This is a genomic window from Aggregatilinea sp. (assembly GCF_036822615.1).
Lineage (GTDB): Bacteria > Chloroflexota > Anaerolineae > Aggregatilineales > Aggregatilineaceae > Aggregatilinea.
The window spans coordinates 1-10,919 of sequence record NZ_DAISHJ010000150.1 but is presented as its reverse complement, the minus strand read 5'-3'; the positions used below and the strand labels follow the sequence as shown (position 1 = coordinate 10,919).

Here is a 10,919-nt window from a genome sequence, read left to right as displayed (position 1 = left end):
CGAGGCCGACGGCATCGCCGAGGTTCCGGCCGAGCAGCAGCGCGCCAGCTATTCCCGCCAGCCATCGAATCGTTCGGCGTCTCATAGCGTCTCCCTTGAAAAGCTTCAATAGTTCGAATCGGATGCACAAAAAAGCAGTGACCGTTTTTCGCAGTCAATCAGCGGCAGGCGCGTAGAGGGGGTTTTGGGGGAATCCTCGTTCTGCCCGCCTTCGGCCCGGTTGACAGCGGCCTCTATCTTGCATTGTAGGGGCGAACCTCTGCCTCAGGCGCAACGGGAATGCGACGCCTTCCCTACGGCTTTCCGGTTTACGTGTGCCGCTCCGGTTCCGGCCCCAAAAGGTGCTCCACCAGCGCGACGAGTTTTTGCAGTTTGACCGGCTTCACAAGAAAGTGCTGCGCGCCCCGTGTCCGCGCGAGGCGTTCGTTCTGCTCGTTGGCAGACGCCACCACGACCGGAATCTGCTTCAGGCGTGCGTCTTCGCGCACGAACTCAAGCACGCGCAGGCCGGACATATCGGGCATACCAATGTCAAGGATGATGAGATCGAACGGTTCGTTCGTCAGGTGCAGGAGAGCGTCCGCGCCACGTCTGGCGGATTCCACGCTGTAGCCGTGCCGGGTGAGCACCGTGCCGTAGAGGTAGGACAGATCGCCGTCGTCTTCGACCACCAGAATTTTCGGCATGCCGGTACGTTTCCCCAGGTGACCATTTCCGCTGCCGATTCTAGTGTACTCGATTACTGGCCGATGCGCGTGTATGGAAGATCAAGCACCGTCTTGCCCGCATACCAGATCACGGCGGCCACCTCGCGCGTGACGGAAAAGGCTTCCTCGCTGTAGCGCAGCCGCCCGATGGTCACCTGGGCGGGGCTGGTCCACGCCTCAACGCCCTGCGCCTCGAACAGCAGGTGCGAGCGCCACAGGTGATAGTCGTCGCTCACGATCACGACGCTGTCCCAGGCGTAACTGCGCATGATTGCGGCGGTTTGTATTGCATTTTCTTCGGTGCTGCGGCTGATTTCTTCGCGCAGAATGGCGTCTTCGGGCACGCCCGCCCGCTGTGCCGTGCGCGCGCAAATGGTTGCTTCGGTGATGTGCGAGCCGCTCAGGGTCGCCCCGGTGCAGAGGATGTACGGCGCGATGCCGTCTTGATACAGGGCCGCCGCGTGCAGCGTGCGCCGGGCCGTGCCGGTCGTGCCGCCGCCCAGCACCACGATAAGGTCGGCAGACTGCGCGTGGTCACGGTGACCGTAGATCACGATGATCCCGGCCAGAACGCCCAGGATCAGCGTGCCCAAAACCGTAATCAGGATAATCAGCCGCGCCGCCCGGCGCCCCCAACGCCAGATCCGCGCGGTACGTCGTTTTGATGTTCCGGCCAAAACCACCTACCCGCTCGATGATCTCCGCGCGCTGCTCTTTTACCACCACCACGCGGCAGGCGCAAAAAATGAGGACCGGCATATGCAGGTCCTCGTCTACTCGTTCGCTATGCTTTTTCGTAGGGCGATGATTGCATCGCCCGCTATTCAACAACCCAACGCCGCAAGTGTTCCGCTGCAAATCCCACACACAGTACTGTGTTCGCTTCACTTTAGTCAGACTGAACACAAGGTTAGGTGGCCTTACGCTGCTGACCGCTGCTCGCCGCCTAGAGGCTGTTATGCACTTTTGAGAAGGGTATGAGTAGAATGGGGGTATGAGCGAACGAAAACCATACCCGACGGATGTGAGCGACGAAGAATGGGCGTTTGTCGCTCCCTATTTGACCTTGATGACGGAAGACGCGCCGCAACGAGAGTATCCTTTGCGGGAAGTCTTCAACGGGCTGCGTTACATCGTGCGCGGCGGGATTTCGTGGCGGATGATCCCCAACGACCTGCCGCCGTGGCACACAGTCTATCAGCAAACGCAGCGCTGGCTGAAAGCGGGCGTATTTGAGGCAATGGTGCACGACTTGCGCGAGGTGTTGCGGCTGGCCGCCGGACGCAAGGCGCAGCCGAGCGCAGCCCTCTTCGACAGCCGCACGCTGCAATCCAGCCCGGAGAGTGGCGAGCGCGCGGGCTACGATGGGGCCAAGCGGCGCAAGGGCAGCAAGACCCACATGGCGGTCGATACGTTGGGACATCTGCTGGCCTTGTCCGTGACCGCTGCCGATGAACAGGACCGCGCTCACGTCGACCAGTTGGCGCAGGCAGTTCAAGCCGCCACCGGCCAAACCGTCGAGGTCGCTTTCGTGGACCAGGGCTACACCGGCGAGACGCCCGCTCAGGCCGCCACCGACCACGGCATCCGGCTCGAAGTCGTCAAGCTGCCTGATGCCAAGCGGGGCTTCGTGCTCCTGCCGCGTCGCTGGGTCGTCGAACGTTCTTTCGGCTGGATGGCGCGCTTCCGTCGCCTTGCGCGTGACTATGAGCGCTTGCCCGAAACCCTGAAAGGCTTGCATTTCCTGGCCTTTGCCATGCTCATGGCTCATCAGTTCGTCCGCTTGATTGCCTATTTGCTCTAAAGTGCATAACACGCTCTAGCACTCGCTGAAGCCGCAGCTGTAGCACTTGCGGCAGCCTTCCTCGTTGACCAGCGTCGCCGCGCCGCACTCCGGGCACAGGTCGCCCAGCTTGATCGGCAGCGCAAGCTGCTTGTCCGAAATGACGTGCGCCGAGTCGCCATCGCCCGCCGCTTCGCTCGTCTCGTCCAGGTATTCCTGAAGCACCTGCGCGATGCCGTCCGGCAGGCTGCCCACGCGCGCCGGACCAAACCCGATCGGGCGTCCGCCGCCGATGCCGCTCAACTGGCGCACGACTTCCTTCAGCCGCTCGCGCGAGGACACGTTGGACGACAGCCGCAGCACGTACGACACCAGCCGTCCGAGCGCCTCCGACACCGCCGCCGTTTCCGACCCGGCCTTGGCGGTGTGCAGGAAGACCTCGAACGGGTGCCCCTCGCCGTGACCGTTTTCGTTCACGGTGACGTATGTTCCGCCTAACGGCGTCTCGACGCGGTACGTCCGGCCCGACAGACTGCGCGGGCGCGGCTTCTTCGTCTCAACGAACAGCGTCGGCTGTTCAACCGGGACAGGAACCGGCGCGGGTACGTCGCCCTGCTTCTTCTTGGCCGTCTCCGCCGTTTCAAGCACGACCGTTTCGCGGCTGCCCGTCACATAGACCGTCAGGCCCTTGCAGCCCAGCCGCCAGCCGAGTTTGTAGGCGTTCGCCACGTCCTGTTCGGTTGCGCCTTCGGGGAAATTGCACGTCTTGGAAATCGCGTTGTCGGTAAAGGCTTGCAGCGCCGCCTGCATCCGGACATGTTCCTCAGCACTCACGTCCCCACTGACCACGAACACGCGGCGCAGATGCTCCGGCACATCCTCGATATGCTGGCAGGTCCCGGTTTCGTTGACCTGCTCCACGATGTGCTGGATCATGTCGTCATCCAGCCCCGCCTCGCGCAGCGCGCGCTCGAAAAGGGGACTGGTATATTGCAGCGTCAGGCGCTGGCCCTGGTCGTTGACGTAGCGCATGTAGGCCAGCGCGAACACCGGCTCGCAGCCGTAGCCCTCGCAGCCCGCCACCGTCGAGATTGTGCCGGTCGGCGCGACGGTCGTCTGCGCACCGTTGCGAATGCCGTACCGCTGGATGCCCTCGACGATCTCGGCCCAATCCAGCGCGGGGCGTCCCCAGTCGTGCGCGTACGGCACGAGCGGCGCCGGCGGCTGCCACTTGAGATCGTTCGGATCGTAGATGCTGCCCTCGATCGCCAGGAACGACCCGTACTGCCGTGACAGATCGATGCTGGTGCGCATGGCGTGGAAGCGCACGAACTCCATCACCTGACTGGCGAATTCCTGCCCCTCGACCGAGCCGTAGCGCACACCGAGCGCGTACATCATGTCCGCCAGCCCCATGATCCCCAGTCCGATGCGGCGCACGCGGTGGGCGGCTTCTTCCAGTTCAGGCACGGCGGGCACGTAAGCGTTCGCGGATACCACGTCATCCAGGAAGCACGTCGCCGTCTCGACCGACTCGCGCAACTTCTCCCAATCGACCTGCCCCTCGTCCGTCATGTGCCGGGCCAGATTGAGCGATCCGAGGCAACAGTTTTCATATGGACCCAAAAACTGCTCTCCGCAAGGATTGGTTGACTCAAGTGTGTATAGATTACTTACTGGATTATCCCGGTTCGCCGCATCCAGAAACAGAACGCCCGGCTCGCCGTTGTAATGCGCCTGCTTCACGATCATATCGAACAGCTCGCGCGCGCGGACCGTTTCCCACACCTCCCCGTCACGGGGGTTGATCAGGTTGAAATCGCTGTCCTGCTCCACCGCGCGCATGAACTCGTCGGTGATGCCCACGGAAATGTTAAAGTTCGTGATCTGGTTTTCGTCGGTCTTGCAGGTGATAAATTCGCGGATATCGGGGTGATCGACCTTTAATACGGCCATATTCGCGCCGCGCCGTGACCCTCCCTGCGCGATCTCCCCGAACGCCTGATCGTAGACGCGCAAAAAGCCGACCGGCCCCGTCGCTTTGCCGTTCGAGGAGCGCACCACGGCTCCCTTGGGACGCAGGCGGCTGAACGCAAATCCATTACCGCCGCCCGTCTGTTGAATCAATGCGGCGTCTCGCAGCGTTTCAAAAATCCCCGACCCCGTGCGGCCCATATCGTCGTCAATCGGCAGCACGAAACACGCGGCGAGCTGGCCGAGCGGCGTGCCAGCACCGGTAAACGTGGGGCTGTTGGGGAAAAAGTTCAAGCCCGTCAACAAATCATAATAGCGCCGGGCCGCGGCTTCGATGTTCTTGCCGTACGCTGCTTCAGCCTTTGCGACGTGGTAGGCCACACGCCAAAACATTTCCTGTTCGGTTTCCACCGGCTGACCATCCGGGCCGCGCCGCAAATAGCGTTTGCGCAGCACCGTACGCGCGTTGTCTAAAAGCGGGATTTCGCGCTGGAGGTCGGGTGGCAGCGGCACTTTTTGAAAGCCGTTCGTCCGCGGATCCATGGTTTTGGATGCTTTTCCCGCCCTGGCCATTCCCCTCTCCTTTTCCTCACTCAGCTTCTGATACATTCAGAACACGTGTGCGCTTTTTCCGCACCGGAGCAAACACACAATTGAGGTCCTGCACAAGAGAAAGCGCGTAGGACCTGATCGGCGTCAAAACGACGATCAAATTGTGACAACTAAACTGCTTGCGTTAAGCTGGTTCAGTACCGCGATCCGGCTTGGAAGTTGAAACCTCCGGATCGCTCCCACCCGGCGAGGGTACGGCAGCACGCTCGGCATCCTTCGCCGTAGACACAGCGGCAGCATCATCCGCCGGTCCCGTTGACATCAGCGCTGCGCTTCCGTTCCCTGCCTTGACGCTCTGGTCCCCCAGAAGGGTATCCAGCATATCCCGTACGCTGGCGAGGTTATCCAGCCCAAGATAAACAATGGCATAACGAATGTACGCGATAGGGTCCAGGTCTTTCAGACCTTCGATGACCATATCGCCTACCACCCGGCTCGGAACTTCGTCCCGGCCCATGTTCTGCAAATGCGCCTCGATGCGGTCCGCGAGGTTGCTGATCCCGGCGGCTTGAATGGGTCGCTTGGCGCAGGAAATCTGAATGCCACGGATCAGCTTTTCGCGGTCGAACGCCTCCCGATCGCCGTTGGCTTTGATCAGCAGGGGCGTGGAACGAATGACGCGCTCGAAGGTGCTGAACCGTCGCCCGCAGGCCTTACACTCCCGTCGGCGGCGAATCCCTTCTGCCGTGCCACGTGAGGTATCCACGACAAATGAATTATTTTCCGCATCACAGTACGGGCATTTCATTGCAAACTCTTTTCTTGATTTAGCAGTACTCGTGTTAGTTCGTTTTGGGGGTCAGCAAATAGAGGTCGCTTTTGTCCCCGCCCCCGTCTTTATCCCACTTAACCCCCACATATGGTGGTTATCCCACACAGACCATCCCACATATGGCGGTAACAGGGGTCCAAACTGTAACATGAGCCTTTACTCTAGTATATAGTACCCGGGTCCTATTTATGTTTCAGATTCGTTTGAAAAATCGTCCGGGCGGCAAACGCAGTGCCGCCCAACTCGGATAGAACAGGCCACCTCTCCCGAGCTGGGCGACAGCAGGGTTGTTAGGAGATTGTCAACCGCGCGCACCTCGCCCCAGTGCAGCGCCTTACACGGCGGCGCTGCCCGGAACGGGCGCTAAAATGCTGCTAGCGGCGGCGCAAAAACGCCGGGATATCCAGGTCGTTCGTGTCGTACACGCGCGACGTGAATTCCTCGTCAGGCTTGCGCGTAACGGGCGGCTGTTGAGCCGGCGCGTCCGTCTCTTCGTCCATCACCTCAGGCGGCGCGGGACGGGCAGGCTCGATCGGGGCAGCAGGGCGCTGCGCCGGGCGCTGATTCGTGCCGGTCCCCGCGCGGCCCCGCGCATCGACCGGACGGCGGGCGGCTGCCACGCGCGTATGGTCGAAGCCGGTCGCAATCACGGTCAGGCGCACTTCGTCGCCCATATTGTCGTCGATCACCGCGCCGAAGATCAGGTTGACGTCGGGGTGCGCCGTCTCCTTGATGATCGCCGCCGCCTCGTTGACCTCAAACAGGCTGAGGTCGGGGCCGCCGGTGATGTTGAACAGGATGCCGCGCGCGCCGTCGATGGTCACGTCGAGCAGGCTGCTGCTGATCGCCGCTTCCGCCGCCGTCCGGGCGCGATCCTCGCCACTGGCACGGCCCACGGCCATCAGCGCCGCGCCGCCCTCGGACATGATCGTGCGGACGTCCGCGAAGTCGAGGTTGATCAGGCCGGGCACGGTAATCAGCTCGGAGATGCCCTGAATACCCTGGCGCAGCACGTCGTCGGCCATGCCGAACGCGTCTTGCAGGCTGGCGCGCTTATCCACAATTTGCAGCAGGCGGTCGTTGGGGATCACGATCAGGGTATCGACCTGGCTCTTGAGCGCCTCGATCCCCGCTTCCGCCGACTGGATGCGGCGGGCTCCCTCAAAGGTGAACGGGCGGGTCACGACGCCGATCGTTAGCGCACCGAGTTCCTTAGCGACCTGGGCCACCACAGGCGCGCCGCCGGTCCCGGTTCCACCACCCATTCCGCACGTAATAAAGACCATGTCGGCGCCGCGAAGCACTTCGTACAGCTCGTCCGAGCTTTCCTCGGCGGCCTTGCGCCCGATTTCGGGATTGCCGCCCGCGCCCAGACCGCGCGTCAGCTTGTCGCCGATGCGCACGCGCGTTTTGGCCTTGCTCAACAGCAGCGCCTGGGCGTCCGTATTGATACCGATAAATTCGACGCCCCCCAGACCTTCTTCAATCATGCGGTTGACGGCATTATTGCCCCCGCCGCCGATCCCGATCACTTTAATATTGGCAAAATTATCGCCACCTACCGGCAGTGTATCGGCCATTTGCCTTCCCTCCTAACGAAACCCTCGATGTCCTTTGCCGCCGTCAGTATGGTGGCCACACACAAACCGGCGGCTGTACCTTAGCATCCGTGGTAATGCCGATATTGTACGGCATTTTTAAATGAAAGAAAATCGTTCTATGTTCAACGCTGCTAAGGGTTTGAAACACGGGGCGTTAAAGACTTGGTTCACCCCCCACGTAACAGAACCCGAAAGCCTAGCCTTCGTCCTCGTCGCCCGGCAGCAGGCGACCCAGCGCGCGCTTCAAAATGCTGCCAATGTCCACGCGCGGCTCGTGCGATCCGTTTTTATGTTGGTCGCGGCGGCGTTCATCTTCAAGATCCATGATCAGGCCTAGTTTTAGCAATCCTACGCTGGTACTGTAGGCGGGACTCTTGAGCGTTTCGGCCATCCCGGTGATGTTTTCCGGCTGCGCGATGCGCACCGGCACGTTCAGCGTTTCCGCCGCCACCTGCCGCATCCCCGGCAGCAAGCTGCTGCCGCCCGTTAGCACGATTCCCGCCCGCAGCAGCGAGTCGTAGCCGCTGCGCTTGGCTTCCTTCATGATCAACTCGAAGATCTCCGCCACGCGTGCGTTGATGATGTGCACGAGGTCGGACCGCTGGACTTTACTGGGCAGTTCCTCGCCAAATGGCTGGACCGGGAACGCCTCCAGAGGGCTAATTGCTTTCGAATCGGCGTGGCCGTGCTCCAACTTGACCGCTTCGGCCAGCTCGAACGGCAGGTGCAGACCGTGCGCGATGTCGTTGGTAATGTGCTGCCCGCCCACAGCGATCACCGCCGTGTGCCATACCGCGCCGTCCACGAACATGGCGATATCGGTCGTGCCGCCGCCAATGTCCACCACCATCACCCCGGCTTCGCGCTCGTTTTCGGTCAAAATCGCGTCGCCCGCCGCCAGCGGATTCAGGATAAAGCGGTCCACGTACACGCCCGCCGCCTCGATACACTTTTCGAGGTTCTGAATGCTGGCCGTCGCTGCCGTGATGATGTGCGCCTCGACTTCCAGCCGGAAGCCGAGCATGCCAATCGGGCTGCGCAGCCCGGTCTGCTCGTCGAGCGTGTAGTTACGCGGGATGACGTGCAGCACCTCGCGCCCATGGGGCAGTGAAACCGCTCGCGCCGCGTCCATCGCGCGCGCCAGGTCGTTGTACTGCACGCCGCGATTGCCGGAAACGCCCACCACGCCCGTGCTGTTGATCGACTCGACGTGGCTACCCGCCAGCGACACGAACGCCCGGCCAATCTCGTACCCGCTGGTACGTTCGGCCTTGTGCACAGACGACGAGACGGCGGCGCTCAGCGCGTTGACGTCAACGACCACGCCCTTACGCATGCCGTGCGCAGGCTCGATGCCCACACCCAGCACGTGAATATCGGCTTCACGAACTTCCCCCACAATGGTACATACCTTGGTGGTACCAACGTCAATTCCTACGACAAGTTCGCCCATGACCCCGTCTACTCGTTTTCCCGCCACAACACATTGAGATAAGGCCGGTCCGGCGAACTTACATCCACCTCACCCGGCTGCAATCCCTGTGCCTTGATCACCTGCTCTTCAATCTGCGCATACACCAACAGCTTGGTATCAATATCCGTGCCGTCGCCAAACCAGATCGTCCAGCCGCCGCCGTGCCGGTAACCCAGCCCCTTGACCGGGTCGTACAGCAGCACGTTGATGTTCGGGTAGCGTCTGCGCAGCAGCAGCGCACCATCTACGACCGTCTGCGGAATGTGCGATCCCACGCCGATCGGATCGGCGGTTTCTTCCGCTACGATCCGCAGCAGATCGGAACGGTCCTCGCGCTGTTTCATCACGATGCCGTTCACGTCCACCCACACGCGCACACCCTGTTCCCACGTCAGGACCGGCTCGCGCTCGGTGACGAGGATCTGGACCATGTTCGGCGGCCACCCCACGACCACCTGCGCATCCGCGATGTTGGGAATCTCCTCCAACCGGGATTCCACGTTATCGGCGTTGATCCAGAAAATGTGCCGCTGGGCGATGTCGCTGTCGCGGAAGATCTCCTCGCGTGAGAGGTATTTTTCCCCGCCGATGGCGACCGAGTTCACAAAGAACGCGTCCGCCGTCAAAAACAAGTACAGGACGATCGACAGCCCCAACACGATCATGCCGGACACGGTACGCCAACTTAACAGCCGGACCAGGAACAGGGTCCGGCGGCGATGTGTCACGGCTGGCCGCTGCGCCTCGGCACGCTGCTGTTTACGAACGCGGCGCGCCACCCGGCGCTCGGTAACACTGGCCGACCCCATGGGCTTAGCCTGGGACCGGGGGAGCATTCGCTGAGGTTCAGCTCGGGAAAAGCGGAGCGATTTTGAGTCACCAACCCGGCGAACATGGGATCGGCTTGATGAGCCTTGCCGCGAGCGTCGTAGTCTCGTTTTCAACGATGTCTGCATCACATAGCCAGTCAAGCCCAATCACCGGACGACACGGTGACCTGTTCGTTCGCTCCCTTGAACAGGTCAGATTGTAAACTACGACAGGCGCTTTTCCCACACCTTAATCCCACTATAATCCAACAGGCCCCAACCGCGCAAGCGCGCAGGGCCGGAGGTACGCTGTATGGGGGGTGGGGATATGCGGCATCCGTAGATGTTGGGGTTCGCCGCGATCCGGCCCGGGCGTCACCAGTCGCCAAGGCACTCGATCTCCGTCTCCAGCGTCACGCCGAACTGCGCCAGAACCACGGCCCGCGCGTGCTCGATCAGCGCGCGGTAGTCGCTCGCCGTGCCGTGCCCGGTGTGCACGAAGAAGTTGGCGTGCACGGGCGAAATCTGCACGCCGCCGATGGCGTAGCCCTTCAGCCCCGCCGCCTCGATCAGCCGCCCGGCATAGTCACCCGGCGGATTTTTGAAGATGCTGCCCAGGCTCGCGCCCGGCGGCTGGGTCTGTTTGCGGTGCGCCACGAATCCGTCTGCGCGAGCATTGAGCGCCGCCGGATCGTGTCCCGGCTCCAATGTCAGCGCCGCGCCCAGCACCACATAGCGGCCCCGCGTGCCCTTCAGCGCCGAGTGACGGTAGGCGTAGTCCATCCGCGCCACGTCCCACGTCGCCACGCTCAGATCCGCCGCGTCGAGCACCTCGACCGTCCGCACGATCTCAGCCATATCGCCGCCGTGCGCGCCCGCGTTGTTGACCACCGCCCCGCCGACCGTACCCGGCACGTTGACCGCCCATTCCAGCCCGGCCAATCCCCGGCTCATGCAGCGCCGCCCCAAGGTGCTGAGGCTCATGCCGCTGTCGGAAAGCACACGGCCATCGTCGTCGATCGTAAAGTCCTTCGCATGGTTGACGATCACCAGCCCGCGCACGCCCGCGTCGGCAGCCAGCACGTTCGCCCCGCCGCCAAGCACCAGCCACGGCAGATCCGCCGCCTGCGCGATCCGCACCGCATCCACCAGATCCGCCCGGCTGCGTGCCGTCAGCAGCCAATCCG

General features: G+C 62.3%; 9 protein-coding genes. 1 reads left to right on the top strand and 8 read right to left on the bottom strand.

What is annotated here, in order from left to right; genetic code table 11:
- Positions 1–308: 308 nt before the first annotated feature.
- Together V7116_RS23605 and V7116_RS23600 are read right to left on the bottom strand one after the other, a co-directional pair.
- Complete coding sequence (locus V7116_RS23605) at positions 309–686, bottom strand: response regulator (RefSeq protein ID WP_324394449.1); 378 nt, start codon at positions 684–686, stop codon at positions 309–311.
- Between the two features lie 53 nt (positions 687–739).
- Entirely contained in the window at positions 740–1,384 is a 645-nt protein-coding gene (locus tag V7116_RS23600) for a YdcF family protein (RefSeq protein ID WP_324394448.1), read from the bottom strand.
- A gap of 317 nt (positions 1,385–1,701) precedes the next feature.
- Here V7116_RS23600 and V7116_RS23595 point away from each other — a divergent pair, with 317 nt between their 5' ends.
- A complete protein-coding gene (locus V7116_RS23595) occupies positions 1,702–2,511 on the top strand; it encodes an IS5 family transposase (RefSeq protein ID WP_324394447.1) in 810 nt (269 codons plus the stop codon).
- A 15-nt stretch (positions 2,512–2,526) separates the two neighbouring features.
- Here the strand turns inward: V7116_RS23595 and V7116_RS23590 are convergent, their stop codons facing one another.
- The 6 genes from V7116_RS23590 to murB all read right to left on the bottom strand — a co-directional run.
- Positions 2,527–5,007, bottom strand: a complete 2,481-nt coding sequence (locus V7116_RS23590) for an adenosylcobalamin-dependent ribonucleoside-diphosphate reductase (protein WP_324394446.1) — start codon at positions 5,005–5,007, stop codon at positions 2,527–2,529.
- A 193-nt stretch (positions 5,008–5,200) separates the two neighbouring features.
- Complete coding sequence (gene nrdR, locus V7116_RS23585; protein WP_324394445.1) at positions 5,201–5,824, bottom strand: transcriptional regulator NrdR; 624 nt, start codon at positions 5,822–5,824, stop codon at positions 5,201–5,203.
- A gap of 398 nt (positions 5,825–6,222) precedes the next feature.
- Positions 6,223–7,428 carry a cell division protein FtsZ gene (gene ftsZ / locus V7116_RS23580; RefSeq protein WP_324394444.1) on the bottom strand — a complete coding sequence of 402 codons (1,206 nt, stop codon included), beginning with the start codon at positions 7,426–7,428 and terminating at the stop codon, positions 6,223–6,225.
- Between the two features lie 217 nt (positions 7,429–7,645).
- Positions 7,646–8,902, bottom strand: a complete 1,257-nt coding sequence (gene ftsA, locus V7116_RS23575; protein WP_324394443.1) for a cell division protein FtsA — start codon at positions 8,900–8,902, stop codon at positions 7,646–7,648.
- Positions 8,903–8,910: 8 nt separating this feature from the next.
- A complete protein-coding gene (locus V7116_RS23570; RefSeq protein WP_324394442.1) occupies positions 8,911–9,732 on the bottom strand; it encodes a cell division protein FtsQ/DivIB in 822 nt (273 codons plus the stop codon).
- Between the two features lie 375 nt (positions 9,733–10,107).
- Positions 10,108–10,919: UDP-N-acetylmuramate dehydrogenase (gene murB, locus V7116_RS23565; RefSeq protein ID WP_324394441.1), on the bottom strand; the 812-nt coding region annotated here is incomplete at its 5' end.

Coding starts and splice junctions, on each gene's coding strand:
- V7116_RS23605 (WP_324394449.1), bottom strand. CDS start 686: ATGCCGAAAATTCTGGTGGTCGAAGACGACGGCGATCTGTCCTACCTC.
- V7116_RS23595 (WP_324394447.1), top strand. CDS start 1,702: ATGAGCGAACGAAAACCATACCCGACGGATGTGAGCGACGAAGAATGG.
- V7116_RS23590 (WP_324394446.1), bottom strand. CDS start 5,007: ATGGATCCGCGGACGAACGGCTTTCAAAAAGTGCCGCTGCCACCCGAC.
- nrdR (WP_324394445.1), bottom strand. CDS start 5,824: ATGAAATGCCCGTACTGTGATGCGGAAAATAATTCATTTGTCGTGGAT.
- ftsZ (WP_324394444.1), bottom strand. CDS start 7,428: ATGGCCGATACACTGCCGGTAGGTGGCGATAATTTTGCCAATATTAAA.
- ftsA (WP_324394443.1), bottom strand. CDS start 8,902: ATGGGCGAACTTGTCGTAGGAATTGACGTTGGTACCACCAAGGTATGT.
- V7116_RS23570 (WP_324394442.1), bottom strand. CDS start 9,732: ATGGGGTCGGCCAGTGTTACCGAGCGCCGGGTGGCGCGCCGCGTTCGT.